The 25926-nt window shown below is 65.8% G+C and carries 23 protein-coding genes, 1 tRNA gene and 1 riboswitch; of the genes, 12 read left to right on the plus strand and 12 right to left on the minus strand.

The genetic code is table 11. The features are described 5' to 3' along the window. Positions 1 to 9: 9 nt before the first annotated feature. A complete protein-coding gene (locus F4X41_03895; GenBank protein ID MYB16166.1) occupies positions 10 to 1161 on the minus strand; it encodes a polyprenyl synthetase family protein in 1152 nt (383 codons plus the stop codon). On the opposite strand from F4X41_03895, the gene F4X41_03900 reads away from it, so the two are divergent. Together F4X41_03900 and F4X41_03905 are read left to right on the plus strand one after the other, a co-directional pair. Continuing rightward, a complete protein-coding gene (locus F4X41_03900; protein MYB16167.1) occupies positions 1055 to 2590 on the plus strand; it encodes an MFS transporter in 1536 nt (511 codons plus the stop codon). The two genes, F4X41_03895 and F4X41_03900, sit on opposite strands and share 107 nt — an antisense overlap. A 217-nt stretch (positions 2591 to 2807) precedes the next feature. Next, positions 2808 to 4760: a hypothetical protein gene (locus F4X41_03905; protein MYB16168.1), complete on the plus strand. Its 1953-nt coding sequence runs from the start codon at positions 2808 to 2810 to the stop codon at positions 4758 to 4760. Between the two features lie 187 nt (positions 4761 to 4947). On the opposite strand, the gene F4X41_03910 is transcribed toward F4X41_03905, so the two are convergent. The 5 genes from F4X41_03910 to F4X41_03930 form a co-directional block, all read right to left on the minus strand. Continuing rightward, on the minus strand, positions 4948 to 6651 hold the full coding sequence (locus F4X41_03910) for a hypothetical protein (protein MYB16169.1): 1704 nt from the start codon (positions 6649 to 6651) through the stop codon (positions 4948 to 4950). A gap of 248 nt (positions 6652 to 6899) precedes the next feature. Then, complete coding sequence (locus tag F4X41_03915; protein MYB16170.1) at positions 6900 to 8852, minus strand: ATP-dependent metallopeptidase FtsH/Yme1/Tma family protein; 1953 nt, start codon at positions 8850 to 8852, stop codon at positions 6900 to 6902. Positions 8853 to 9051: 199 nt separating this feature from the next. Continuing rightward, positions 9052 to 10392: a tRNA lysidine(34) synthetase TilS gene (gene tilS, locus F4X41_03920; GenBank protein ID MYB16171.1), complete on the minus strand. Its 1341-nt coding sequence runs from the start codon at positions 10390 to 10392 to the stop codon at positions 9052 to 9054. 101 nt (positions 10393 to 10493) lie between these two features. Next, positions 10494 to 10799 carry a hypothetical protein gene (locus F4X41_03925; GenBank protein ID MYB16172.1) on the minus strand — a complete coding sequence of 102 codons (306 nt, stop codon included), beginning with the start codon at positions 10797 to 10799 and terminating at the stop codon, positions 10494 to 10496. 195 nt (positions 10800 to 10994) lie between these two features. Then, entirely contained in the window at positions 10995 to 11426 is a 432-nt protein-coding gene (locus F4X41_03930) for a dUTP diphosphatase (GenBank protein MYB16173.1), read from the minus strand. Positions 11427 to 11509: 83 nt separating this feature from the next. On the opposite strand from F4X41_03930, the gene mnmA reads away from it, so the two are divergent. Then, positions 11510 to 13186, plus strand: a complete 1677-nt coding sequence (gene mnmA, locus F4X41_03935; protein MYB16174.1) for a tRNA 2-thiouridine(34) synthase MnmA — start codon at positions 11510 to 11512, stop codon at positions 13184 to 13186. Here mnmA and F4X41_03940 read toward each other — a convergent pair. The 3 genes from F4X41_03940 to F4X41_03950 are packed head-to-tail and all read right to left on the minus strand — an operon-like array spanning position 13183 to position 15671. Beyond that, positions 13183 to 14115 (minus strand): DUF4349 domain-containing protein, encoded by a 933-nt coding sequence (locus tag F4X41_03940; protein MYB16175.1) that lies wholly within the window; start codon positions 14113 to 14115, stop codon positions 13183 to 13185. The genes mnmA and F4X41_03940 overlap by 4 nt on opposite strands. 27 nt (positions 14116 to 14142) lie before the next feature. Then, the gene (locus F4X41_03945; GenBank protein ID MYB16176.1) at positions 14143 to 14826 is read right to left on the minus strand and encodes a glycosyltransferase family 2 protein; all 684 of its coding nucleotides are present in this window, start codon (positions 14824 to 14826) and stop codon (positions 14143 to 14145) included. Further along, a complete protein-coding gene (locus F4X41_03950) occupies positions 14814 to 15671 on the minus strand; it encodes a glycosyltransferase family 2 protein (protein ID MYB16177.1) in 858 nt (285 codons plus the stop codon). Before F4X41_03950 ends, F4X41_03945 begins: the two co-directional genes overlap by 13 nt. Here F4X41_03950 and F4X41_03955 point away from each other — a divergent pair. After that, the gene (locus F4X41_03955) at positions 15646 to 16764 is read left to right on the plus strand and encodes an alanine--glyoxylate aminotransferase family protein (protein MYB16178.1); all 1119 of its coding nucleotides are present in this window, start codon (positions 15646 to 15648) and stop codon (positions 16762 to 16764) included. The genes F4X41_03950 and F4X41_03955 overlap by 26 nt on opposite strands. Positions 16765 to 16862: 98 nt before the next feature. Continuing rightward, entirely contained in the window at positions 16863 to 17534 is a 672-nt protein-coding gene (locus F4X41_03960; protein ID MYB16179.1) for a hypothetical protein, read from the plus strand. A 166-nt stretch (positions 17535 to 17700) separates the two neighbouring features. On the opposite strand, the gene F4X41_03965 is transcribed toward F4X41_03960, so the two are convergent. Continuing rightward, a complete protein-coding gene (locus F4X41_03965; GenBank protein ID MYB16180.1) occupies positions 17701 to 18771 on the minus strand; it encodes a tetratricopeptide repeat protein in 1071 nt (356 codons plus the stop codon). Positions 18772 to 18909: 138 nt separating this feature from the next. Further along, positions 18910 to 19035: riboswitch (SAM riboswitch) on the plus strand. A gap of 220 nt (positions 19036 to 19255) precedes the next feature. Here F4X41_03965 and F4X41_03970 point away from each other — a divergent pair. Next, entirely contained in the window at positions 19256 to 20509 is a 1254-nt protein-coding gene (locus tag F4X41_03970; protein ID MYB16181.1) for a threonine synthase, read from the plus strand. Positions 20510 to 20577: 68 nt separating this feature from the next. Then, entirely contained in the window at positions 20578 to 20850 is a 273-nt protein-coding gene (locus F4X41_03975; GenBank protein MYB16182.1) for a MoaD/ThiS family protein, read from the plus strand. A gap of 41 nt (positions 20851 to 20891) precedes the next feature. Here F4X41_03975 and F4X41_03980 read toward each other — a convergent pair whose 3' ends face one another. Beyond that, positions 20892 to 21779, minus strand: coding sequence for a hypothetical protein (locus tag F4X41_03980; GenBank protein MYB16183.1), 888 nt, complete (start codon positions 21777 to 21779; stop codon positions 20892 to 20894). A gap of 72 nt (positions 21780 to 21851) precedes the next feature. On the opposite strand from F4X41_03980, the gene F4X41_03985 reads away from it, so the two are divergent. From F4X41_03985 to F4X41_04005, 5 genes are all read left to right on the plus strand, one after another. Further along, the gene (locus F4X41_03985) at positions 21852 to 22772 is read left to right on the plus strand and encodes a metallophosphoesterase family protein (protein MYB16184.1); all 921 of its coding nucleotides are present in this window, start codon (positions 21852 to 21854) and stop codon (positions 22770 to 22772) included. Positions 22773 to 22810: 38 nt separating this feature from the next. Next, a complete protein-coding gene (locus F4X41_03990; protein ID MYB16185.1) occupies positions 22811 to 23122 on the plus strand; it encodes a hypothetical protein in 312 nt (103 codons plus the stop codon). Between the two features lie 25 nt (positions 23123 to 23147). Continuing rightward, positions 23148 to 23579, plus strand: coding sequence for a ribose ABC transporter (locus tag F4X41_03995; GenBank protein MYB16186.1), 432 nt, complete (start codon positions 23148 to 23150; stop codon positions 23577 to 23579). A gap of 37 nt (positions 23580 to 23616) precedes the next feature. Next, entirely contained in the window at positions 23617 to 24561 is a 945-nt protein-coding gene (locus tag F4X41_04000; protein MYB16187.1) for an ornithine cyclodeaminase family protein, read from the plus strand. 77 nt (positions 24562 to 24638) lie between these two features. After that, positions 24639 to 24714, plus strand: a tRNA-Glu gene (locus F4X41_04005). Positions 24715 to 24750: 36 nt separating this feature from the next. Here F4X41_04005 and F4X41_04010 read toward each other — a convergent pair. Then, positions 24751 to 25887 carry a DUF3179 domain-containing protein gene (locus tag F4X41_04010; GenBank protein ID MYB16188.1) on the minus strand — a complete coding sequence of 379 codons (1137 nt, stop codon included), beginning with the start codon at positions 25885 to 25887 and terminating at the stop codon, positions 24751 to 24753. Positions 25888 to 25926: the final 39 nt, after the last annotated feature.

Consider the following 25926-nt stretch of genomic DNA (forward strand, 5'->3'; position numbering starts at 1 on the left):
ATCTCCCGTTCAGTAATCGCGATCGGCCACAAGATCGACCATCTCGTCCAGCATTTGCGCGTAGTTCTTTTTTACAGCCAGCCCGCCTACCAGATCGCGGCAATGCGCCTGGATTCCGGTCAGGCGTTCGCGCATCTGGGACGCCACCCCGGCTTCGTCGAACCGATCCAGCAGCGTTCGGACGTCCTCATCGGTCGCCACAGTTGCAGGGATCTGGCCGCCCGCCTGCACGTAAAGCACCACCGGCAGCGATTTTTTGCCGCGCCGCAGGTCCCCGCCCGCCGGTTTGCCGGTCACCTGCGGGTCTCCCCAGATGCCGAGCGCGTCGTCGCGCATCTGGAAGGCCAGGCCCAGTTGATGGCCGAGGCGCCGCCAGGGATCGGAATCGCACCCGGCCGCCACCGCGCCCATTTCCAGGGCGAGGCCGAAAAGGGTCGCCGTCTTCAGGGCGATCATCTGTTCGTACTCGCTCGCGCTTACCGCGCTGCGGGTTTCGAACTGCAGGTCGAGCTGCTGGCCGCGGATGACCGCCCCGCAGGCGTCGGCCATGCGCCGGATCGAAGCCGTCGGGTCGGCGCCGAATTCGGCGAGAGCGGCAAATGCCCGCGTGAGCAGCAGATCGCCGGCGTTGATCGCCGTGGCTTCGCCCCAGATGGTCCAGGCGGCCGGGCGTCCGCGGCGCTGGCGGTCGCGGTCCATGATGTCGTCGTGGAGCAGGGTCATGGCGTGGAACAACTCGATCGCGGCCGCCGCCGGCAGGCCCGCCCGCCCGCCGCCGAGCGCCTCGCAGGCAAGCAGCAGCAGACCGGCGCGGAGCTGCTTGCCGCCGCTGGAGCCGGTGATCGGCGTCCCGTTGGCCTCGGTCCAGCCCAGGTGGTAGCGGGCGACTCGCGTGACCGGATTCTGGTCCTCCCCCACCACCCGGCGCATCTCTTCGTCGGTGAGCGGTCGGCAGTCCGCCAGGTATTCCAAAAATCGCACCCTAGGCACTCTCTCCCCGGCCCGCAACCGGTCTGCCCGGAAAATGTAGGGGTCTGGCCCGCACCGGCCCAGGCTGCCCCGCAACCGCCGCCATTTTCGGATAACCCTCCCCGTGCAGGCCCAACCCTTGCGAACCCTTAGCCTGCGAACCTCGTTCGCACCGCTCCTGGCCGGGTTCATCTGCGTGTTCCTCGGCACCTACGACAACACCGCGCTGGCGGTGGTGTTGCCGACCATTGCCGACGATCTGGGACTTGACCTGCAGATCGCACAATGGACCAACCTGGCGCCAATGATCATGTCGGCGGCGCTGCTACTGGTCATGGGCAACCTGGCGGACCGCATCGGACACCGGCGAGTCCTCTACGCCGGCCTGGCCACATATTTCGTGTCGGCGTTGCTGGCGGCGTTGTCGAACGGGTTCGCGATGCTGCTCCTCGCACGATTCCTGACCGGAATCGCCCTTGCTTCCTGCTACACCGTCGGGCCGGCTTTCACGATTCGCTCGTTTGTTCCCGGCCGCCGCGCCCGCGCCCTCTCGGTGGTCGGGATCACCACCTCGATCGGACTGGTTTCGGGTCCGGTGCTCGGCGGCTATCTGGGTGAGACGTTTGGTTGGCGGACGCTGTTCTGGGCTCCCCTGGCGATCTTGGTCCTGGTGATGGCGGTCATCTGGTTGGGGCCCCGGCTGCGATTGTTCGAACGCCTCTGGGAGACCCCGCAGCGGCTGGAGCGCAAGTTCGACTACCGCGGAGCGTCGCTGATGCTCTTCTGGCAGGGCCCGCTGCTGCTGGCCATTACCCTGGGCAACGACCGCGGCTGGCTCAGTCCGGAGATTCTGGCGGCGGCCGCATTGGGCGCGGTGGTCTTGTATTTCTTCGTGCGGGTCCAGCTCAACGCCGCTCACCCGACCCTTGATTTCCGGTTGTTCAAGTTGCGCGATTTCCGCCTGCCGGTGTTGGCCGCGGCGCTCGGGTTCACGGTGGTGATCATCAACTTCCTTTTGCTCCCGTTCTATATGTCGCTGGTGCTGGGGATGTCCGCCTTCGCAATCGGAATCGTGGCCGCCATCTCGCCGGCGATGATGTCGTTCATGGCCCCGCTGGGAGCCCTCTGGGCCGAACGCGCTTCCCCGCGGCACCCGGCTTCCGCCGGCCTGGCGCTGCTGGTTGTCGGAACCGTGCTTATGCTGCTGCTGCTGCACACCGATTCGTCGGTCTGGCTGCTGGTCGGTTTGCTGGCCCTGACCGGCATCGGCCTGGGCACATTCGAATGGACCATAAACAGCTCGATCGTTGGATCCCTGCCCCGTTCGATGCTGGGCACGTCGGCCGGAATCCTGGCCACCGCGCGGACTTTCGGGTTCTCCCTGGGCCAGTCGGTCTGGGGTCTGGTATTCACGCTGGCGGTGACCAGTCGGTCGGGGGGAACGGTGGCCCTGGAAGCCCCGCCGGAAGATCTGATGTTCGGTCTGCGGGCATGTTTTGCGATCGGCGCGGTGGTGGCCCTGCTGGCGTTCGCCCTGGCGTTCGCCCAGCGCGACAACCCGCCGCCGGCGACCGAGGCCGATATTCTGGCGCTCCGGCCGCCGGGGCGCGCAGAGCGTTGACCGGCCAGATCCTCATCATTCCCGGATTTGGGTGAATGATTGGCGTTCGCGTGGGAAATGAACTGAGCGGGCCCGGCGCGCGGGTGTGGGCCGCCCGCTACCCGACGTGGGTGCCCCGGCCAAACAACCCAATCGGTGGCCCCGCCTGTTGTAATCTGGCACCAGCAAATGAGGTTGACCGGAACCGCGTGACCCAACCGACCGAGGGGATTTGAATATGCTCCCAGATTCAGGGCAAATTGCCGCATTACCTGCGAATGCAGGCCGCCACCCGATCTTTCGCGTGGCGTGTATGTTCGCCCTGGCGGGGCTGATCGCGGTGGTGTTTTCGTCGGGATTCACCGACCGCGCCGCGGCGACCCATCACGATTGCGGGTTCGTACTCGGGTTTGCCGGGCTGCAGGCCCTGATTCCGGACGCGGTCGGCGATTGCCTGGAAAACGAGCAGCACAATCCAGGTGACGGCATTACCCGCCAGGCCACCACCGGCGGCGTGCTTACCTGGCACAAGGCGAGCAACTGGACCGGTTTCACCGACGGTTACCACACCTGGGTGAACGGCCCGCTCGGGCTGCAGCAGCGTTTGGCCATCGAACGGTTCGACTGGGAGCCCGAATCGATCGCGTTGAGCGCCGTCGCCGACGCCGACGCGCAGACGCTCGCGTACGTTACGGCGGCGATTGCCCTGTACGAAGAGAGCGGCCTGGAAGCGACCACGGCCCACTACAACAGCCAGGCAAGCATCGAAGGCGAGCGCTCACTGATCCTGGTTGAAAAGGCCACTTTGAGGGCCCTGGCGGCGCCCATTTTCCGCAACCTAGTGGGTGCAACGCTGCCACCCGGCCATTCGCTTGCCCGGGTTGTGCGCGCGGTCGACGAAAACGGTGTATGGCTCAATCACCTGCAGACGAACCCGGTTACCGGCCAGCGTGAGCCGAAGCGGAGCTACTTCGTGCTTCACGACGGCCTCGTATTCGGGTCCGGGCACTTCTCGGTCCGGGCAAACCTGGCCGGAATCATCCGCGAATACGTCAGCAACGCGATAACGCTGTACCGGAACCGGGGCCTTGACGCCGCGGTCAAGTACTACAACAGCCGCGCCAGCGTTGATGGCGAGCTTTACCTATTCCTGATGGATCCCGAAGACATTTACCTGGTCCATCCGATCTTTCCCCACCTGAGGGGCACCGACATCAAAGATGTCGTCGGATCAAACGGCTACGAACTCGGGATCGCGATTGCCAAGGCAACGCCGGAAGGGCACTGGGTCGAATACCTGTGGCCGAACCCGGTAACCGGTCGCGAGGAGCCCAAGACGACCTGGGTCGTCCGATACGACGGCCACATCTTTGCTTCGGGCTACTACACCCCCGACCCGGACGCCGAGCCGCCCGCCTACGTGGGCGCGGATCCGCGCGAATTCACCGTCGATTACGTGCAGCGGGCAATTGAGCGCTACGAGCGCGACGGCCTTGAGTCGATGACGCAGTTCTACAACAGCGTGGCGGCATTTGAGGGGCAGTTCTACCTGTTTGCGACTGACGCGAACGACATCTACTTCGTCCATCCGCTACTCCCGCGGCTGATCGGCACAGACATCAAGGAAGTTAAGGGGGACGACGGGTTTGAGCTCGGCAAGGAGCTTGCCAAGGCGACCGAAGATCAGGGTGTCTGGGTCGAATACCTCTGGCCGCATCCGGCGACCCTGCGCGATGCCCTGAAGGTCTCGTACGCCATCCGGCACGATGGGCTCCTCTTTGCCTCCGGCTACTACCCGACGCCTGACAACCGCGAGGAACACACCCAGGCATACGTACAGGCGGCAATCGACCTCTATGAGAGTGAAGGCCTAGACGCGACCGTGGCGCACTATTCCAGCACCGAGAGCTTCGATGGCGCGACCTTCCTGTTCTTAATCGGCGCCGACGACAACTACCTGGTGCATCCGCTGCTTCCGCAACGGGTCGGCACTGACGTGAAGCTGGTGCGCGCCCGGGGAGTTGACGGGGCCGTTTACAACTACGGGGAACAGATCGCCGGCGTCACCGAGGAAGGTCGCTGGTTCCACAACCTGAGACCAGGCGCCCAGGGAACCGGCAGCGCCGTCCACGCTTGGGTCATTCGCCACGACGGGCTCATCTTCGGGTCGGCGTACTTCGACGATGATTAGCCGTCCGGAGAGCACCCCAAGAATCCGGCATTAGCATCGCAATTGTGCCGGCGGTTCCGGTCGCCGGCACAATCTGCCCCTTCCTGAGGCCAATCGACCGGACTTAGTGCTTACCCGAGGGTGTCGGTTGGTCTGGCCGGCGACCGATCTGCCCGCGCCCGGAATCCGTGCCACCGGCCAGTTCGGACTACTTTTCGATGCGGCAGGTGATTACGTCGACACCGTGGTACTTGCGGTGGTGAACGGATGAAGCGTAGTGCTGCAAGAGTCTTGTCGAAAGTTGTTGCGCGTCGTCTGTGGTCGCGTGATCGCCGAGGTAGGCGAGTTGGTCTTCGATATTTCCTTCGACCTGATCGCGCGAATAGACGACCAGCTCGACCTCGGCGGCGTCTCCGTCGGGGTGCACCGAGGCGACCAGGCGCCGGCCGTTTTCGGACCCGGCTTCGCTTTCCTGTTCCAACAGGGTCAGCACCGCCTCTTCAACGACCAGGTTGAGCCGGGACTTGGCGCTCTCGCCCCATTTGTTCCGCGCGGCGAATTGATCAAGCAGCCGGGAAATGTCGGTCAGGGCCGAAGGCGACAACTCCACCCTGAGCTTGCCCGGCCAGAGACTGCGGAATTCCGTGGCCGCGGTCATTGCTATAGCCGTGAGTGCGCCCACGATGATCGTGTTGCCGATCAGTTCGCCCAGGATGCCGTCGCTTAACTGGCCGAACGTGCCGGCCGAAAGACCAAGTACCAGCGATACGCCGGTGATCACCGATTTGCGGTTGGTCATCGGGCTGGAGAAGACCCACTTGGCGCCCTCGATGAAGAGCAGCCCGAACACGAACACGTAGACCGCGCTGATCACCGAATTCGGCGTAGCCGCAATTGCCGCCACCACTTTGGAGAACCCGGCGATCAAGAGGGTGAAGATTCCCAGGTAGATCCCCACGCTGCGGGCGGCGTTTCCAGTGAATCCGATGTAGACCGCGGTCGACGACCAGGGGGCGGAGACCGGCAGTGTCGCCAACAACCCGGTCAGCAGGGTGGTGGCCCCGTAGACGTTCAGGCCGCTCTGGACTTTTCTGAAGTCCAGCGCCACCGGATTGGCATAGGAGGCCCGGTTGATGACCGAAAGGTCGCCGACGACCTTGAGAAACGCGGTGAGCTTGACGACCAGGAACGCCGGCAGCATCGACCAGTAGTTGACTCCGAAATCAAGGCTCCAGCCGGGCCAGGCCAGGTCGAAAACGCTCAACCAGGGGGCATCGGTCACCAGCCCGAAATCGTAGAGCCCCATCGGAAACGCCACCACCAGCCCGGCGGCGACCGCGATCGGCAGGGTCCATACGCGTCGCGCCGGCGAGGCCTGGACCGCCGCCCAGAGGCCCGCGCCCAGGGCGACCAGTCCGGGTATGAAAACAAACGCGGACTGGTCCTGCGATTGGTCGATCGAGCGGTCCACGATGAAGGGAACCGCCGAAACGGCCACCAGCATGATGATTATTCCGCTGACCGTGGGCGTGAACACCCGCCGCAGCGAGGCCAGCCGCGGAACGATCGCAAACTGCAGGATGGTGGTCGTTACCACAAGGGTCGCCAGCAAGCCGGGACCGCCCTGTGCCAACGCCAGCACCGACATCGCCAACAGCGGGACGTTCAGGTTGGTCACGACCAGGCCCCCCGATCCCAGGTGGCGGTAGGGGAAGGCGTGCAGGATCATGCTGAGGCCGGAAATGGCCAGCCCCGTGAACGTGACCCAGGCCAGATAGCCGTCCGACTGTCCGGAGGCCCGGACCACGAACGCGGTCAGCAGGATGATGCTGGCCGTATTGGGCACGAAGATCAGGAGCGCGGAGGCGATCGCCTGAGGGGCCGGACAGCTGTCGGCCGGCTCGTACCGCATCTGAATCACCCCGACCCTTGTTGCTAGTCCAAGCCCCGGCGCCCGCGTATCAACGCAGAGTCACGTTTCTCCGGCGCGCAGTTTCAATATTCGCCATACGCGGCGGCCGGAGACCCCAATCGGGCCGGAGCCGCGCGCAGCCGACCTTTCGCAGCCTTTAAGGCGAATGGCAATTGCGGCGCCGGGTCGGTCCCGGAGGGCCGGCGCCCCCGCGGTAAAGGGCGCCTGGGTTTACGACTTTCGGCGGGCTAGGCTCCCGAAGGATCGCGTTTTAAGCGAGGGGTCTGGGGAACGTTTTCGGCCGGCGGTGAAGGGGCCGTTTCAGTGTCGTCGGATTCGGCTTCGGGTTCGGTATCGCGGTTCGGGGCCGGCAGCGGGACATCCTCACCTCTGAGCAAGGCCTCAAACGTCGGAACCTCGATGCTCTCGGCCTGGATCAGGAAGCGGGAGATAGTCTCCAACTCGCCCATGTGGCCCCTTAGCACCGTAGTGGCGCGATCATGGGCCTGGGTGACTATCTGGGTCACTTCGTCGTCAATGCGTTGGGCGACCGCTTCCGAGTAATTGCGCGATTCCTGAATGTCCCGGCCCAGGAAGACCAGTTCGTCCTTGCGCCCGAATGTACGCGGACCGAGTTGGCGGCTCATTCCGTAACGGGTGACCATCTGTCGGGCCAGTTCGGTGGCCCGCTCCAGGTCATTGGATGCCCCGGTCGTGAATTCCTCGTAGATGATCAGTTCGGCGGCCCGACCGCCCATCATGGTGGCAATCTGGTCCTCGAACTGGGTCTTGGACATCATCGAGCGATCGGTGGGCGGCAGGAAGCGGGTGTATCCGCCCATTCGCCCGCGGGCGATGATCGAGATCTTGTGAACCGGGTCCATCTCGCCCATGTAGTGGCCGACGATGGCGTGACCGACCTCGTGGTAGGCGGTGATTTCCTTCTCGCGCGCGGTGATCACCCGGCTCTTGCGTTCCGGTCCGGCAACCACGCGGTCGATCGCCTCTTCCAGCTCGAGCATCGAGATCTCGGTCTTGTTCTCGCGCGCGGCCAGGATGGCGGCCTCGTTGAGCAGGTTCTCCAGGTCGGCGCCGGTGAAACCGGAAGTCTCTTTGGCCAGCACCAGCAGGTCGACATCCTGGGCGATCGGTTTGCCCTTGGCGTGGACCCGCAGGATCGCCTCGCGGCCGCGGATGTCGGGCCGGTCGAGGATCACGCGCCGGTCGAATCGCCCCGGCCGGAGGAGTGCCGGATCAAGGATGTCGGGGCGGTTGGTTGCTGCGACGACGATCACCTTGGTGTCGGTCTCGAACCCGTCCATCTCCACCAGGATCTGGTTAAGGGTCTGCTCGCGCTCGTCGTGCGAGCCGCCCAGACCGGCGCCGCGCTGGCGCCCGACCGCATCGATCTCGTCGACGAATATCAGGCAAGGGGCGCTCTGGCGCGCCTTTTCGAACAGGTCGCGCACCCGCGATGCGCCCACGCCTACGAACATTTCGACGAATTCGGACCCCGAGAGCGAGAAGAACGGCACCCCGGCCTCGCCGGCGACGGCCTTGGCCAGGTAGGTCTTGCCGGTCCCGGGCGGTCCCACCAGCAGGATGCCGGCCGGGATTCGGGCGCCGATCTTGGTGAATTTTTCGGGGTACTTCAGGAACTCGACAACCTCGGTCAGTTCCTGCTTGGCCTCGTCAACGCCCTGGACGTCCTTGAAGGTGACGGTGGGGCGCTGGCCCGAGATGACCCGTGCCTTGGTCCGTCCGAAGGAGAGCGCCTGGTTATTCGACCCCTGCGCCTGGCGCATCATGAAGAACAACAGGCCGACGATGAAGATGATCGGCAGGAACGAGAACAGTCCGCCCAGAATCCCGCCCAATCGTGACGGTTCGGCGTATTCGACCTCGACCTGATTCAGGGCGATGTTGGCGGCCCGCAGGTCGGCGATGACGTCGGTTTCCGAACCGATCGCCGCCGAGCGCGTCACCCCGGCCGAATTCGTGTACTGGACGGTGTCGCTGCCGGTTACGTACAACTGCGGCCGCGAACCCGCCAGCACGTCCCGCTGGACGTCGGCCAGCATCTCCGAGTAGGAGTAGTGCGGGGTGTTGCCGGACGGCGAGAAGACGATGAACAGCACCGCCAGCACCGCCACCGCGATGATCAGGTATACGAACCCGTTGCGCATCCAGCGATTGTTCATCACGGCAGGTTCCGTCCCGGAACTGTGCTGGTGCGAGCCGTGTCGGTGGCGTTTTCAGGGCTCACCCGAAGTTGGGGTCGCAAGGTCTTTTTCTACCAGTTCTAAGGTTTGCCAGTCTAGCACCCAATCTTGGGAAGACTGCTGCTAACCCTTGATACGAATGCCCGTCCGCGGCGGATTGCCTGACCCCGCCGCGAGGCTATCCGGCCGGTTCCCAATTGAGCGTGTGGGCGGCCGGCGAGACGCCCTGCGGCAAGGGGCCGGGCACGACGCCGATGCCAAGCCCCCAGACGAGGCGGTCTGCAAGGTACAGGCCGGGCGTGGCCGGCCGCCGCCAGCGCGGCAACCCGGCCAGTTCCGGGGTCGAGGGCGGCAACGCGGCGATTGCGGCATCGCAGATCCGCGCGGGAAGTTGCAGGCGGGCGTTGCCGGCGGGTCCGGGTCGGGTTCCCGCCTGCAACCGGAACCGGAACCCGAGGAAAGCTACCGGTTCGGGGTCGGTCGGCCCGATCTTTTGCGGCGGCGGCGGCGCGGGCGGTAGCCAGCGGGTAGGCCGCAGCAGGCATCTTCCGCGCGAACGCTCGATCGACGCTCCGGGGGCCAAACGCATCTCGGCCGGTCCGCAGCCGCCGGCAAACGCCTGGGCGGCGGCAAGCACCGAGCGGCGCGGGATCTGGCCGCTGACCCGGGCACACAGGCTTCGCAGCAACAACTGTTGCAGGGCGTCGGCGAGTTGACCAAATTTTTCGGCGTCGAATTCAAAGGCCCCGAAAAACTCGCGGCACCCGACCCTAGGCAGCGCCGCTTCGGCCAGGTCCGAGAGTAGTTCCGACTCGGCGCGCAGGTTCTCGGCCGCGCGGGCCAGCGTGGCCTGGGCCCCCGGGCGGATCTGCTCAAGCAGCGGCAGGACTTGGAGACGAACGCGATTGCGATCGGTTGACGGTTCCAGGTTGCTGGGATCCGTGCGGTGCGGCAGATCGTGATCTGCGAGATAGGTCTCGATCGCGGTCCGTCGGATTCCGAGCAGGGGACGGATCCGCGGCGGATCGAACCCGGCGGCCAACAGCGGCATCCCGGCCAGACCGGCGCTGCCGGATCCGCGCAGCAGCCGCAATAGAAGGGTCTCGGCCTGATCGCCGAGGTGGTGGGCGGTTAGGATTGCAGCCGCCCGGTGGCGCCGGGCGCAGGTCTCGAGGAAGTCCCAGCGGACCTGGCGGGCCCACCCCTCCGGGGAGCGGCCCGCATCGATCGCGGGTGCCGGTTCGGCCCGTCCGGTTTCGGATTCGATTCCCCAGGCATCGGCCAGGCCGGCCACGAACTCGGCGTCGGCGGAAGAGTCGGGCCGCAGGCGGTGGTCAAAATGCGCCGCGATCAGGCGGCAGTCGTTGCTCCGGGCCCAGGCCGCGGCCGCGTGGCCCAGGCAGACCGAATCCGGACCGCCCGAGATGGCGACGACCAGGCAATTCGGCCCTGCCGCAATCACGCCGGACAGGGCCTCGTTGACGGCCCGGCGGATGATGCTGGTTGCTGATCGGCTCATGCTTCAAGCTTTGAATCGCCGCGCGGCGGCGGCTATGGCAAGTGTGCGGCAAGTTTGCACGGCGCAGGACTCCGGTCGAATTCGGCCCTCAGGCGGGGTCCTTAATCGGGGTCGGATTCCGCAGCTTCGGCGGCGAACGCCATTTGCGCCAGGTGGTCGATCCCACCCGGGGGTGGTCGGTTCAGGAAAAGGTTCGAGAGCCCGTTGGGGCCGTAGCCGAAGTGCTGGCAGTACCGCAATCGGGCCGAATCGGCTTCCCATCGGATTTGGCGCGGCTTGGTCGCACGGATGTGCTGCGGGTCGTGCCCCCGGGACCGCATGACTTCAATCGCGTAGTCGCGGGCCTGACCGGCGATTTCCGGCATGCTGAGGCCGCTCCGAGCCGACTTGCCCGGGGCGATCTCCACCGCGAATCCGTATTCGTCGCCCGATGCCCGTAAGCCGAAAGCGAATACCTGTGGACCCGGACGCCCGGGTCCGGGCCTGGGCCAACCGAGCTTTGGCACCAGCCCCAGGATCGTGGATTCGTCGCCATCATCGGTCGGTGGCGGCGCGGCGCCATTTGATGCCCGCCCGATTGCGAATGCTCCCCGCGGTCTGGTTCAGGACCCGGTCGAACCGAAACCGCCCCGCGATGGTGCGTCGATCTTGGCTACTTCGACCAGCTCGACCTGGCCGGCCTCGACCACCAGCGCCTGGGCAATCCGCTCGCCGCGTTCGACCACGATTTGGCGCTCGGAAGGGTTAAAGACCAGGGTCTTGAGTTCGTCCTCGGGGCCGCAATAGTCCGAATCCACGATCCCTATTCCGTGCGGCGAAATCAGTCCCTTGCGGATCGGGGTCGACGAGCGCAGGGCGACCAGCAACGCGTATCCGACCGGCAGGTCGACGATCACGTTGGAGGGGATTAGTGCGGTCTGCCCGGGTTCGACCACTACGCGGAGGCGGGCGTACAGGTCAAAACCCGCCGCCCCGTCAGTCTGATAGGCCGGCATCGGCAGGTCGCGGTCTATCCGCTGCAGATTAAGCCGCATGATTTCCGGCCCGGGACCCGACAGCTCGGTTAACGGCCGTTAAGCACGTCCCACCACGCGGCCAGGTTCTCCAGCGGCGATGGATGGGCGGTCGGGGCCGGCGGCGGCGTTGCGCCGGCGGCCGGAGCCGGGACCGACGCGACCGCGGCGGCCGGAATTCCGGTCAGCAGGAGTTGTTGTTCACCGGGCTCGATCAGGCCAAGTTCGCCCTTGGCCACTTCGATTACGTAGCTGTCGGACTGGCGGTAGGCGAGCTCTTCCTGGAGAGTCCGGATCTCGCGCTCGGTAGCGGAAATTTCCTGACGCAGTTGCTGGATCCGCATACCGGTGCCCACGATTTCAGGCTGGGCGTGAATCTGCGAATAGAGCACCGCCAGCGCCCCGGCAAAAAGGACGATCGCCAGCACCCGCACCCCGATATGGGCCAGTTGCGACATGTATGGCCTGTTGCAGACGAGCTTGTTAGGCGGGTCGCCGCACCGGCGCGCAAGCCGCGGTCGCCGACCCTTCAGAAACCATTATCACGGCCGGTTCCAAGGTGCCTGGCGAGCGCCGAGAATAATCGTGATTGCCGCCCGCGAGGGCGACCCATTCCGATTCGACCGCAGCAACAGGCCGATCCCCAGATGTCCAATCCGCTCCATCCCCGGCGCCCCCGCGTGGCGGTGGCGATGAGCGGCGGCGTCGACAGTTCGGTGGCGGCCGCGTTGCTGGCCGCGGAGGGCTTTTCAGTGATCGGCTTCACGGTCGACATCTGGCCCGAGCAGGACGCCGATCCGGGCGAACGCAACTGTTGTTCGCCGGAGGCGACCGCGACCGCGCGCGCCGTGTGCCGGCAGATCGGGGCGGCCCACGCCCACATCGACATGCGCGATCAATTCCGCGACCAGGTCGTATCGCCGTTTGCCGCAAGCTATGCGCGCGGACTGACCCCCAATCCCTGCATCGACTGCAACCACCACATCAAGTTCGACGCCATTTTTCCGGCGCTCGAGGATCTGGGTGCCGACTTGGTGGCAACCGGGCACTACGCCCGCACCGCCACCGATCCGGCGACCGGCCGGCGGCAGCTACTGGCCGCTGCCGATCCCGCCAAGGACCAGTCGTACGTCCTTTACGTGCTCAGCCAGGAGCGGCTGGCGCGCCTGCTCCTGCCGCTGGGGTCGCTGTCCAAGTCCCAGGTCCGACGCCAGGCTCAAGACCTTGGGTTGCCCAACGCCGACCGACCCGACAGCGTCGACATCTGCTTCGTGGCCGGCGACTACCGCGATTTCCTAAGCGACCGTGGCGAGGACCGCGGTGTTCCCGGCCCGCTGCTGCTGACCGACGGGACCGTCATCGGCGAGCATCGCGGGATCTCGGCCTACACCGTGGGACAGCGCCGCGGGCTCGGGGTCTCGGCGGCAACGCCGCTCTACGTGGCCCGGATCGATCCTGAGGAGAACGCGGTTGTACTCGGTCGGCGCGAGGAGTTGCTGCGGACCGAGTTTGAAATCGCCGGTTTCAATCCGGTCTCGCTCGATGAGGTCGAGCCCGGGCAAGCGGCGACCGTCCGGGTGCGTTCCAGCGCCCGACCGTTGCCGTGCTGGCTCCAACCCAAGGGCGACGGGCGGGTGAGCGTGGAAATGGGCGAACCGGTCTGGGGAGTTGCGCCCGGGCAGGCGGCGGTCTTCTATGACGGCCCGTTCGTGCTGGGCGGGGGCACGATCACGCCGGCGGCGGTCCCCCTGGCGGCAGAACGGCTGGCGGTCCCGAGCTAGGAATCGGTTTCGGCCCCACCGCCCGAATCGGCCGGCGCTGAACGGCGGTTGACCACCAGCGCGATCACTCCGCCGAGTACCGCCAGCGGGACCAGCCACCACGAGAAGGCGATGATCGCCAGCGACCATTCCAGGATCGCCTCCAGGACCTGCCAGGAAGTTTCCCAGCCCTCGCGGGCCGCGTCCAGGGGGCCGCGGGTATCGTCTTCATCAGGATCGTAGGTGCGCTGGATGTCTACGACCAGCGTCGATAGTTCAACCTGCCTGGCAAGTGAACCCAGCTGGGCTTCGATCCGCTCTATCTCGCCGCGGGTGGCAAACAGGCGGTCGGTGACCAGCACTACGTCCTCGACCCCTTCGGCATCCGCCAGCAGGGTAAGGTACTGCCCCTCGGTCGCGCGCAGGTTGCGCAGCCGGGCCTCGTAGTCGGTCACCTGCGTGGTCACGTCCTCCGAGCTGGTGTTCTGGGACACGACTGTCTCGGCCAGTTCGGCGATCCGGGCGCGGGCCGAATCGAACCCGTCAGCCGGGATTCGCAGTCGCAAGTAGGCGCTTTCCGACTTGGTGGACCGCCCGGTCTCGTCACGCGGGCCGGCAAAGATCTCCGAATCGACCACGAATCCGCCGCTGGCGACGGTGATTTCGCCAACCCGGGCAAATGCCCGGTCGACGTCCTCGACCTCGATGTTGATGCGGCCCGTGCGGATGATCTGGCGACCGAGGTCGTCGATCGGGACCGATCCGTCCGCCTTGCTTGTTGGTACAGCTCCGGATTCGGTTTGGATGGACGCGGGTGCGGCCATCGCAAAGTCAGCCGCGGCCATCGCCTCCATGCTGTCGGCCTCTTCACCGAACGCCGGCCCGTCGCAGGCGGCCAGCACCAGCGCTGCCAGTAACAACCCGGCCAGCAGCCGCGCCCGATTCAGCATGGATTACCGCCCCTCAACTGGCCGATACTACTGGCCGGCTTTGCCGCGCCGGTAGGCGAGCAGGGTCAGCAGAGCCATCGGTCCGTCGCGCCAGACCGAGAGTTTCTTGCCCTCGCGGCGGGGCGCGTAACTGATCGGGAGCTGGACGATGCGCTCGCCCGCCAGCAGGAGCTTGGCGGTGATTTCGGCTTCGATTTCGAAGCCGTTCGATTCCAGTTCAAGACTCAGCGCCAGCTCCCGGTCAAGGAGCTTGTAGCAGGTCTCCATGTCCCTGAGGTCGGCCCCGTAAATGCGGTTGGCGACCCAGGTGATGAAGCGGTTGCCCCAGCGCAACAGCAGCCGTTGACCGGAGAAATCGCGGTAGCCGAAGGCGACCCGGGCCCCGTCCCGTTCGACGCTGGCCAGCAGTCGCAAGAGATCGCGCGGATGGTACTCAAGGTCGGCGTCCTGTATGGCCACGAACCTTCCTGAAGCCGCCTGCAGGGCCCGGCGTACCGCGGCCCCCTTGCCCTGGTTCCGGGGCGCGCGCAAGAGGCTGACCCTGGGGTCGGTGAGCGATTCGAGATACTGCAGCGAACCGTCGTCGGAGGCGTCGTCGGCGAACACGAACTCGCAGTCCTCCGGCAACGCCAGGAGTCGCTCGAGCTGCTCTGGAAGCTGGGCGGCCTCGTTGTAGACCGGGACCAGGACCGAGAGTTTTATCGGGGCCATGATCTAAGCCGCCCGTAGAGGCGCAGCAGGTCCCAGAAAGCGCGGGCCACGACCAGGGGATTGAGCCCGGTCTGGCTCCCGGCCCGGCGCGGGTAGTGTTCGAGTCCGACCTCGGCGATCCGGGCGCCCAGCTTGCTGGCCTTGGCCATGATCTCGGCCGAGATGAAGCCGCCCTCGCTCTCCAGATCCAGGGAACGGACGAATCCGGCTCTGAACAGCTTGAAGCCGCAGTCCAGATCGCGCGGACTGAACCCGAGCAGGGCCCCGGCCAAGGCGGCCCAGACACGCGAGGGCAACGCCCGGGAAGATCCCTCGGCGCGCTGCCGGCGGAAACCGATCACCATGTCGTTGCCCTCGATCAGCGCCAGGAGCTTGCCCACGTCGGCAGGGTCGAACTGGCCGTCGCCGTCGCAGAAGCCGACCAGGTCCCCGCGCGCGGCCCCGAAACCGGTCTTTAGCGCCGCTCCGTAGCCGCGGTTCGACGGGTGTGATTCAAGCCGCACCCCGGGGTTGCGGCAGAGCTCTTCGGCCCGCGCCGCAGTGGCATCCGTGGAACCGTCGTCCACCAGGATCAGCTCCCAATTCAGGCCGCTCCGTTCAAGTGCGGCGACGGCCTGCCCGGCGACTGCCCGCACATTGGCCTCTTCGTTGTAGAGCGGCAGGAAAAAACTCAACTCGGTGGTCACTTGTTGGAACCCCCGTATGCCGCCCCGTCGGTGCGCAGATTCGGTCCGGCCGGCGATTATCTTCCAAATATTCGGAACCCGGATTCGATAATGGCGAACTTGATTGCTTGATGCCGCCCGCCGAAGGGGTTTAATGGAATCGCCGCTGCGCCTGCTCATCCCGGGTCCAATCGATCTGGATAAGCGCGTGCTGGCGGCGCTGGCAGAACCTGTAATCCCTCATTACGGGGACGACTGGGTCGCACTTTACCGGCGCTTGCAGGATGGGGTGCGTCCGCACGCCGGAACCGCCGGCAGCGTTTTTCTGCTGGCCGCTTCAGGGTCCGGCGCCCTGGACGCCGGGGTGCGCTCGCTGACCTCTCCCGGCGATCGCGTGCTGGTTCCGGTGAGCGGCTATTTCTCGCAACGCTTTTACGAAATCGCGCTGGCCAACAACCTCGAAGCGTACAAGCTGGACGTAAAGCCGGGCCTTGCTCCCACGCCCGAGCAAATCGCCGAGGCGATCGACTCGCTGTCGATCAAGACGCTGCTGCTATGCCACAACGAGACCTCCTGCGGGGCGATTTGTGACGTGGAGGCCATCGGCCGGGTCTGCCAGAGCCGGGGCGTGAACGTCTTTTTGGATGCAATTTCCTCGCTGGCCTCGGTCGAAATCCGAGCCGATGACTGGGGGCTGGACTACGTCGCGGCGGCATCGCAAAAGGGGCTGGAGGGTCCGCCCGGGCTGGCGCCGGCAATCATCACCCCGCGCGGCTGGGACACCTACGACCGCAACCCTGCCCGGTCGGTCGGCTGGTACTTCGACTTCGGAGTCTGGCGCGGTTTCGAGCGCGATCTCGGGGAGTACCATCCGCAACCCGCCACCATGCCGGTCAACGTTGCCCGCGCCCTGGACGTTGCCATCGGCCTGCAGGCCGGCGAGAGCCGCGGCGATCGCTACCGGCGGATCGCGGCCGGCGCGGCCGGTCTGCGCTCGTCGCTGCGCGAACTGGGCTTTAAGATCCTGGCGCCCGAATCGGTCGCATCGCCGACGGTGACCTGCGCCTTCGTGCCGCCCGACCTCGAAGGACGCGTCGGCGATCTATTGGCCTGGATGCGCAACGAGTGCGGCTTCATCCTGGCCGAGGGTTTCGGTCCGCTGCAGGGGCGGATTATCCGCATCGGCCACATGTCGCGCCTGGTCTTCGAGAGCTATCTCCCCGAGTTCCTGTCCGGAATCGAGCGCTACCTGCGTTTGGCCCGGGCGGCTTGAGCGGCCCGGATCCGCGAAAAAGAACGGCCGACTCAACCTCCGATCGATCCGCTCCGGACCGCTGGGCGGGGCATGAATCCGGTTCCGGGGGCGGCGGATTGCCGGCCGGGCTGCTGGCGGCGGCGGTCATCGCTCTATTGGCGGTTCTCGGCATCGGCACCCGGTACTTCGTCCAAGGGGACCTGAACGCCGCCTACGTCCTGCTGAGCCTTTTCTTCTCGACCAACCTGATCATCTGCTACTGGGAGGTCTGCTTATTTCTCCGGCGCGACCAAATTGAACAGCGCGCCGGTTATTGGCGGGATTGGCAGCGGCGCAGCGGCCGGTCGCCGGCCGTTAAATTTCTCGCCAGCAGGGTGCCGCTGCGGCGCGCGTTGTCGCCGACCGTCTGGGCGGACGCCTGGGCCACCTACTCCCAGTTCGACGGGTCCTTTGCGGACCGTGGGACCTACGGGTTCAACATCGACATCGCAAACGGGTTCTTCACGCCGGTCCCGTCACTGTTCCTGTACGCGGCCTTCACGATCGAGTTCCTGCCGGCCACGGTGGCCGGCATCTTCGGGGTCATGCTCTTCTGGCAGTGGACGTATGGGACATCGCTCTACTGGGTCAGCTTCTTCGTGGCCGGCAGGCAGCACCGCATCACCAAAGGCCAGCTCGGCACCTTCATCGGTGCCATGAACGCCCCTTGGGTGCTATGCGCGCTGGCGGGACTCTACGTTTCGGTCCGGCTCATCCTGGAGGGCGGATACGGGGCCCTGGGCCACTGATCGCCGCAGGTTCGCCCGGAGATCGCCCGCAAGCAACGCTGCGGGGGTAGGGGGAGGGAGCCGAAATACGCTTGGGATCCAGCCCGCGTTGTCTTGGTTCCTGATCCCGCCGGCTGCGGGGCCGGGCGAACTGGTCCCGGTGCGATTGATCGGCGGCGGGTTCCTGCTATAGGTCGTCGAAGGGATTGCCCGAGGCCGGCTGCAGGTTCAGGCGCATGATCCGCGCCTCGGTCGCGGCGTCGGTGCCGGGCGCCAGCTCCTCGATTTTTTCAAGGTCGGCGATGGCTTCCTGGGTTCGTCCCAGCTGGATGTAGATGTTGGCGCGGGTCAGGTAGAGCAGCGGGATGTCGTCGCGGTCCTCGATGGCGCGGGTGTAGCTCTCCAATGCCGATTGGTAGTCCTGGCGCTGCTCCTGCAGGAAGCCGCGGACGTAGTGGGCCTGGGCGTAGGTATCGCCGTCGGCGTATTCGACCGCCCGGTCGGACGCCAGCGCCGCCGCCGCCGGATCGGAAATCTCATTGGTCATGTAGAAGTTGACCGCCTGGATGTAGACCTCGGCGTCGGTCGAGTTCTCTTCGATGATTCGACTGACCACCGCCAGCGCGTCATCGCGGCGGCCGGCCGCGGCCAACAGGTAGGCGCTCTCGTACTGTTCGAATATCTCCTGGTCGCGAAGCTGCGCCAGAACCATCGATAACGCCATCGCGAATATGACCCCGCAGACAACCAGCAGGCCGCCCAGCAGGTTCTTCCCCTCGCCGCCGGCCCCGAACGCCTGGAGGGCCGCCGCGGCCAACAACAGGACCTGGCCCAGCGCCAGCGGCCAGGGGGCGCCGAAAAAGACCGCCTCGAACGTGAACAGGGCCACGCCCATCAGGCCGCGCGCCACCAGCTCCAGTTGACTGGGCAGGCGCTCGGGCTGGCGCCGGAAAGCGATCAACAGGTCGATCGCGATCAGGCCCACGATCGACCACCGGAAGTCCTCGGTGAGAGCCAGCGAAAGCACCAGCCAAAGGATGTCGGCCCCGAGCAACATGAATTTGCCCAGCGTCAGCGATATTCCGGCCTCGTCCTGCTCGTCCTGGATGCGCATCTCTTCGACGGTCGGCAGCCGCAGCGAATCGGTGTTGGGATCCACCAGCGGAGGCAGGTCGGCGCCGCGCTGCTCGCCCTCGGCGCCATCGGCCGCCGAAGCCGCAAGGAACCTCGGCAGAAGCGGGATGATGATTGATGCCATTGGCCGGAGTGTGCTCGCTGGGCCGCAAGGGTGAGCGCGGCCGATTCTCGCAACCCTGGACCGGCGTCCGGGTCGCGTTGGCGGCCGGAGCGCTCACGGTACCTATAATTTGCGGCAATTGAATAACGGTGGTTCCGGCTCTTATCCAGAGTGGTGGAGGGATCGGCCCTTTGAAGCCCGGCAACCAGCGCGCTCGGTGACATGGACCATGTGGAGCGCGGCCAGGTGCCAACTCCGGCGAGCTGCGAATTCGCAAGATAAGAGGACACCACAGCCATGTTCGATTCGGTAGAAGTTACCTTTTTTGGCCGGGCCGGCGCGCCCGGCGCCCGTTCGCGCCTGCTTGGTCGCTCGCACGGCGGTCCGTCCCTGATGTAGAGCCCGCGGCACGGCGGCGACCGGTCCCTTGATGGCCCGCTCGCTCCCTGCCCCGTGACTCTCCAACCCCGTTTATTCCTTCAGGACACCCCGAGAACTAACCACCATGGCCGAAAAAGTACTTGGCCTCAAGTGCAAGAACTGCGACGCGGTCTATCCGGCCGCCGCCCAGCATGTCTGCAACCTCTGTTTTGGCCCGCTTGAGGTCGTATACGACTACGATGTAATCCGCGCCCGGGTCAGCCGCGAGCGCATCGCCGCCGGACCCAATTCGCTCTGGCGCTACGCCGATCTGCTGCCGCTGGAGAGCGGCTGGGAGAACAACGTTCGGGTCGGATTTACTCCCCTGCAACGCGCCAGCAAGCTCGCCGACCGGCTGGGCCTGGGCGAACTCTGGCTGAAGAACGACAGCCTGAACCCGACTTTTTCCTTCAAGGACCGCCCGGTAACGGTGGCCCTGGCCAAGGCCCGGCAACTGGGTTACGAGGTTTTCGCCTGTGCCTCGACCGGCAACCTGGCTTCGGCGGTAGCCGGCGCCGGCGCCCGCACCCCGCTGGACATTTACGTGTTCATGCCCTCCGATGTGGAATCGGGCAAGGTGTTGAATGCGGCCGTGTATGGGGCGAAGTTGATCGCGGTGGACGGCACCTACGACCAGCTCAATCGCCTCTGCTCGGAAATCGCCGATGAAGAGGACTGGGCCTTCTGCAACATCAACATGCGGCCCTACTACGCCGAGGGTTCCAAGACCCTGGCGTTCGAGGTGGTCGAGCAGCTTGGCTGGCGCGCCCCCGACCAGGTGGTGGTCCCCATCGCATCCGGCGCCCTGTACACCGAGATCGCCAAGGGGTTCCGGGAGCTGGTCGAAGTCGGATTGCTCGAGTCGCAGAGTGTCGTTATCTCCGGCGCCCAGGCGGCCGGGTGCTCGCCGGTGGCGGACGCTTTCGCGAGCGGAGCCACCGAGTTCGAGCCGGTTCGCGACCCCGACACGCTGGCCAAGAGCCTGGCGATCGGGAATCCCGCCGACGGGAACTACTCCCTGGAGGTCGCCCGCAGCACCGGCGGCGTGATCGAAAAGGTCAGCGATGACGAGGTGGTCGAAGCGATCAAGATCCTGGCCGCCGATGAGGGGATCTTCACCGAGCCGGCCGGCGGGGTGACGGTTGCGACCCTGATCAAACTGGCCCGGCAGGGCCGGTTCGGCCGTGACGAAACGGTCGTGGCCTACATAACCGGCAACGGCCTCAAGACCCAGGAAGCCCTGGACGGAATCGGGGTGGCCAACATGACCATCGCCCCGACCCTGGGATCGTTCGAGGACGCCATCGCCGCCGACGCCCGAACGCCGGTGTTTGCCTGAAAATCACCACGCAACGGCCCGCGCCGACGAATACAACTTGAAATCAAATCGAATAAGGATCTAACTCCATGGCCACGGTCAGGATTCCGACCCCGCTGCGCGATCTGGTCGGCAACCAGCGTCGCATCGAGCTCGACAGCGCCAACGTCCGCGCGATGATCGACCAGATCGATTCGGACCATCCCGGGTTCAAGGAACGCCTGCTGGGCGCCGACGGCGAACTTTCGGCGTTCGTCCAGATTTACGTCGGCGATGAGGACATCAGGTTCCTCAACGGCCTCGAGACCGAGTTGGGCGCCGGTACCCGGGTTTCAATCGTGCCGGCCGCCGCCGGAGGCTAGAGCGCCCCGGCAGGATCCGCCGGCGCGGTCCTAGCTGCGGTTCAGAGGGGTCTGTAGAACCCGGCTCCGATGATCACTTCGTCGACCCTTACCAACCAACTCTGCTTTTGCTCTTCGGCGCCGGTATCCGGATTCAGGTACCCGTAGTAGAGCCACTCGCCGTCCGCATCGGCCAGGGCCCTTCCTTCGAGGGCGAATTTCTTGCCGGTATGGTCGGTCAAATCCGCCAGACTGGTGCCGACCAGCTGGGGCTCGGCCTGGGTGGCCAGTGAAACCAGGTCGCGCGCCCTGACCACGAAGAGGTAGGCTTCGCCGCGGTTGAACCGGGGATCGGTCTGGTATATCTGGATCGGATCGGATTCGGTCTCCCAGACCGCCAGCGCGTCGTTAACGATGTGCTTGACGAAGCGGGTTTCGTCCAGGTAGTAGCCGACACCCAGGATGAGTCCATCGTCGAGCAGGCGCACATAGGAACGCTTGGGCTCGGCCTCGCCGGTGACCGGGTTGGTGAACCGGTAGATGTCCCAGCCACCGTCCTCGCTGGCTTGCTCGACCAGCCCCGGGGTGAAGAGGTATCCGTCGGAATCCACGGTTTCGGAAAGGTCCAACCCGACCAGGCCGGGATCGGCGGCATGGGCCTGAATCACGCTGTTGCGGTCGATCACGAAAACGTACATCTCGCCGATTTGCCAGGGCCCGCCGGGTGTGGACAACTCCTCGAACGTGCCCTCCGGGTCCGCTTCGTAGGCTGCGATCGCCGCTTCGGCCAGGGTCACGGCCGCCGCGGCCTGCACGGCTTCGGCCGAATCGAGCTCCGGTTCGGCGGCCGGGCCGCCCGGCTCGCAGGCTGCCAGCGAAACCGCCGCCAAGGAGGCCGCGCATGCAATCCAGAGCAGGCGTTTTAGCCATTCAATTCCTGCTATCGCCACGTCCCCGAGCCTCCTCCGCAGATACCTTGCGGGATGCGTACGCCCGCGATTATCAACCCGCATTTGCCTTAATTGTTGTACGCATTGGCCGCGGCGAACGTTCAAGAATCCATAAAATTTCCCAGCCGGCGGGCCAGTAGCGCCTCTTTTTTGGCGGGCGCGCTGCCCCGATCGTTAGCGCCCCGGGCGCGATGCGAGTGCCGCTGGCAGGTCGCCCCAGATCAAGCCGATGGATTGCCCCTCCTGACCGATTCACTGCGCTACGCCGTATTCGGCGACGTGCACGCAAACCTGACAGCCCTGGACGCCGTCCTGGCCGATATCGACCGGCATGGTCGGTTTGAAGCGATCATCTCCAACGGCGACCAGCTGGCCGGGGGTCCCCGCCCGCTCGAGGTGTGGGACCGGCTGCAGGAGCGCGGGGCGCTGATGCTGGTCGGCAATACCGAGCGCGATCTTCTGCTGGGCGACGTCCCTCCGCCCCCCTGGGGGCTGGCCAAACGCGGAATGCTCAAGGCGGTCTTCTTCTACTGCCGCGACCTGCTTTCCGAAGACCTGATTGAGACTGCGGCCGGCCTGCCGTTCGCGATCCGGATCAGGGCGCACGCTGATTCACCGGTGCTGATGATTGCCCACGCCAACGCCAACAACGTAGACGATTTCCTCACGCCGACCACCTCGCCGCGGGTTTACGATCGGCTGCTGGGCAAAGAGGACCGTCCGCAGATGCTGATTACCGGACATATCCATTCCCCGCAGGACGTTCTCATCGGCGGCGTGCGGGTGGTCCGGCCCGGCAGCGTCGGTCTCAAATACGAACGCGACGTCCAGCACCTTGCCAACTGGCTCGAGGTCTGGTTCGATCATGAAAACGACGCTTGGGCGTGCAGGCTGCACAAGGTCGAGTGGGACAATGAGACCGAGATCGAAGTCGGCAGTCGTCTCGACTACCCGGGCGTGACGATACTGCCCGGATTCTGGCGGTTCGAATAGGCCTGCAACATCCTTCGCGCGCTCCGCGCGGCTTATTGTTGACGCTTGCCGAGGTGGTGGGCGGGTTCCTGCTGGGATTGGCGGTGCTGGGCGGGATTGCATCCCTGGGAATCCTTCTTCTGGCCAGCCTCTTCGTCGATACGACCGACCCGGCGACGCGCTGGCCGCTGGTGCTGGGCGCGATTGCGATCACCGCGCTGGTCCTGTTTCGCAGCTACGGATTTGCAACCCGCATATTCCTGACCCGGCGCGGCTATAAGGTCAAACTCGGGGGGCCGCCGCCGCAGACGCTGGTCGACGAGATCCGCGCCGCCGAAGCCGAGCAATCCCGAACCCGATATGAGCCTTGACTGGCCGCGCACCGTTAGGACGCCGATGCTAAAAGGAATCGACCCGCTGCTGAATGCCGACCTGCTGTACGTTCTCATGGCGATGGGGCATGGTGACGACCTGGTGATCGTGGACGCCAACTTCCCCGACACCGCCAACGCCGAGCGCCTTGTGCGCCTCGACGGCAACAGCGCCACCGAAGTTCTGGCGGCGGTGCTGACCGTACTGCCGCTGGATACCTTCGTCGATGAACCGTGCGCGACGATGGCTCCGGTTGATGGCGGCCCGAAGCCGGAAATCGTTTCCGAGTTCGAACAGATCGCGGCCAGCGCGGAGGGCGGCCCGGTGGGATTCGAACAGGTGGAACGGTTCGAGTTCTACGAACGCGCCGCCGAGAGTTTTGCCATCGTCTCGACCAGCGAGCGGCGGCTCTACGGGAACGTGATCGTCAAAAAGGGCATCATCCCGCCCGAATAAGCGGCGGTGCGCGGGCCCCGGATCTGAGGACCAACTCATGCCCCTCTACATCAACGAATCTGAAGTCGAGTCCGTATTGGATATGGACTCGGTTCTGGATGCGGTCGAAGGCGTCCAGCGGCGGTTGGCGACCGGCGAAGCCGAGAACCTGCCGCGCCGCCGCATCCTCCAATCGGGACGGACCCTTCACCTCATGGCCGCCAGCGACGAGGGCTGCGGTTACGCCGGCCACAAGTCCTACCTGGCTACTGTCGGCGGAATCGCCTTCAGTGTGCTTCTTTACGAGATCGCCAGCGGCCAGCTGGCGGCGGTGATCGAGGCCAATCGCCTCGGGCAGCTGCGCACCGGCGCCGCCAGCGGGGTGGCCAGCCGCCACCTCGCCCGCCCCGAATCAAGCGCCCTCGGCATCGTCGGCGGCGGCTTCCAGGCCCGGACCCAGGTCGAGGCGATCTGCCGCACTCTGCCGATAAGGTCGGTGCGGGCCTTCCGGCGCGACCGCGAGCGGCTGGAGGGTTTTTGCGGCGAAATCTCGGATCGCTGCGGCGTGGCGGCCACCGCGGCCGAGTCGGCCGAAGCGGCGATCGACGGCGCGGACGTAATCGTTACCGCCACCAATTCCGCCGATCCGGTCCTGGACGGGTACCTGGAAAACGGCGTGCACGTGAATGCGATGGGTTCGAATCGGGCCAACGCCGCCGAACTGGGCCCGCTCACGGTCGGAGGCTTCGACCGGGTGGTCTGCGACGACATCGCCCAAGCTCGCATAGAGAGCGGCGACCTGCTGCGGGCCAACGCCGCCGGGACGTTTTCGTGGGGCACCGCAGTTGCCTTGGGCGACGTCATTGCCGGCAAGGCGCGGGGACGGACCGGCCCGGGGGAGAAGACCCTGTTCGAGTCGCTCGGAATTGCCGCCTGGGATATTGCGGCGGCGGCAATCGTCCTCGAACGGGCCCGCGACCGGGGCCTGGGGCGCGAACTCTGATTCGGCCCGCCGTCGGGCTGGAACCGCGTCAGCTTCTTCTAAAATCGCCCGCTCCGCCGTTCGCCGGCGGCGATCCTGCCCCCATCGTCTAGTGGACTAGGATGACACCCTTTCAAGGTGTAGACAGGGATTCGAATTCCCTTGGGGGCACCAGGCGGGGCCACCGACGGCGACCGCTGCCGGGCTAAATCAGGTTTGGTAAACCCGCACGTTTTCGCGTAAAGCGGCCCAGGAGAACCAGAAATCGTTGCCGTGCACGACCGGGGTCAGGCCGCGACCGCTGAACTCCCCGGCCGTCGCCAGCCCCAGCGAATTCCAGGTGCTCCCGGTCTGATCGTCCACGATCAGGCCGTCCTCGACCAGGAACTGCAGGTCCTGCCCGTTCAGGCGGGGTCGGAATACTCCGGCCGCTCCGACATCGCGGGCCTCGGCGATCGTGCCCGCGCCCAGCGCTGAGGCCGTCCCGGGGGTAAAGAACACGACTATGTCCTCGCCGCCCACCCGGTCGTGCACGACCCGGGATTCGGCAAGGGTCGAAAACGGGTAGGCGACCTGCTCGTCGCCGATTTCAACCACGATCACCCGTTCGGTCGCCGGCAGGCGTTCGTCGATCTCATCGAAGAACAGGAACGGCTTGCGATTGCCGGAATCGTAGCCGACGTAGGGATTGGATCCGTAGCGGCGGACGTGTCCGGTCTCCTCAGTCAGCACCGGACCGTCGGGATAACTCTCGAGGAAGGTGTCGAACGAGGAAATCGCCATTGGCAGGAACGCCAGCCGCCAGCCTGTGTAGGTTCCGACGATCGCCTCGCCGGTCGACTGCTGCCACCAGGACTCGGTGACGTCGTCCCACATCAGCAGGTTCGACGCCCGAAGGTTGGCGCTCACGCCCATGCGCAGGGTCTGGCCCTGGATCTGGCGCCGAAAGCCGATCGCGGTGTTGCACAGCGGGCAGAAGGTGGAGGCGACCGGCACCCCGGCCACTTCGTCGTTGACTATCTCGTGGAACGTCAGGATCCGCAGCGGGTAGGCGCGGACCTGATCCTCGACCTGCAGGACCGCCACCGGTTCGTTGCCCGGCAGGTTGTCGCCGACCTCGGCGGCGGAAATGAACTTGGGCTCGTCGATCGGAGGAATGATGTCGCGCTTGGCGGCGGCCTGGGTCACCTCGGAGAGGTGAACCGACTTGATCGAAAAATCAGTCTGCCAGCCGTCGTCGATCCATGCGCTGACAGCTTCCTGTTCGTCCTCGGCGAGCGGCACCAACTGAATCTGCGCTTTCGTCGCCCCGCCGGGATCGGCGCCCGGTCCGGGGGCCGGGTCCACAGCCGGCGGCGCCGCGGCGGGCGGGGCCGCCGGCTGTGG

Source organism: Chloroflexota bacterium (genome assembly GCA_009840625.1).
Lineage (GTDB): Bacteria > Chloroflexota > UBA11872 > UBA11872 > VXNJ01 > VXNJ01.

Bases quoted from the DNA above. Each gene is read 5' to 3' on its own strand.
- F4X41_04000 (MYB16187.1), top strand. From the start codon at position 23,617: ATGCCCCTCTACATCAACGAATCTGAAGTCGAGTCCGTATTGGATATG.
- F4X41_03930 (MYB16173.1), bottom strand. From the start codon at position 11,426: ATGCGGCTTAATCTGCAGCGGATAGACCGCGACCTGCCGATGCCGGCC.
- F4X41_03995 (MYB16186.1), top strand. From the start codon at position 23,148: ATGCTAAAAGGAATCGACCCGCTGCTGAATGCCGACCTGCTGTACGTT.
- F4X41_03905 (MYB16168.1), top strand. From the start codon at position 2,808: ATGCTCCCAGATTCAGGGCAAATTGCCGCATTACCTGCGAATGCAGGC.
- F4X41_03895 (MYB16166.1), bottom strand. From the start codon at position 1,161: ATGAACCCGGCCAGGAGCGGTGCGAACGAGGTTCGCAGGCTAAGGGTT.
- F4X41_03910 (MYB16169.1), bottom strand. From the start codon at position 6,651: ATGCGGTACGAGCCGGCCGACAGCTGTCCGGCCCCTCAGGCGATCGCC.
- F4X41_03915 (MYB16170.1), bottom strand. From the start codon at position 8,852: ATGAACAATCGCTGGATGCGCAACGGGTTCGTATACCTGATCATCGCG.
- F4X41_03975 (MYB16182.1), top strand. From the start codon at position 20,578: ATGGCCACGGTCAGGATTCCGACCCCGCTGCGCGATCTGGTCGGCAAC.
- F4X41_03950 (MYB16177.1), bottom strand. From the start codon at position 15,671: ATGAGCAGGCGCAGCGGCGATTCCATTAAACCCCTTCGGCGGGCGGCA.
- F4X41_03970 (MYB16181.1), top strand. From the start codon at position 19,256: ATGGCCGAAAAAGTACTTGGCCTCAAGTGCAAGAACTGCGACGCGGTC.
- F4X41_03945 (MYB16176.1), bottom strand. From the start codon at position 14,826: ATGGCCCCGATAAAACTCTCGGTCCTGGTCCCGGTCTACAACGAGGCC.
- mnmA (MYB16174.1), top strand. From the start codon at position 11,510: ATGGGCGGTCGGGGCCGGCGGCGGCGTTGCGCCGGCGGCCGGAGCCGG.
- F4X41_03965 (MYB16180.1), bottom strand. From the start codon at position 18,771: ATGGCATCAATCATCATCCCGCTTCTGCCGAGGTTCCTTGCGGCTTCG.
- F4X41_03955 (MYB16178.1), top strand. From the start codon at position 15,646: ATGGAATCGCCGCTGCGCCTGCTCATCCCGGGTCCAATCGATCTGGAT.
- tilS (MYB16171.1), bottom strand. From the start codon at position 10,392: ATGAGCCGATCAGCAACCAGCATCATCCGCCGGGCCGTCAACGAGGCC.
- F4X41_03940 (MYB16175.1), bottom strand. From the start codon at position 14,115: ATGCTGAATCGGGCGCGGCTGCTGGCCGGGTTGTTACTGGCAGCGCTG.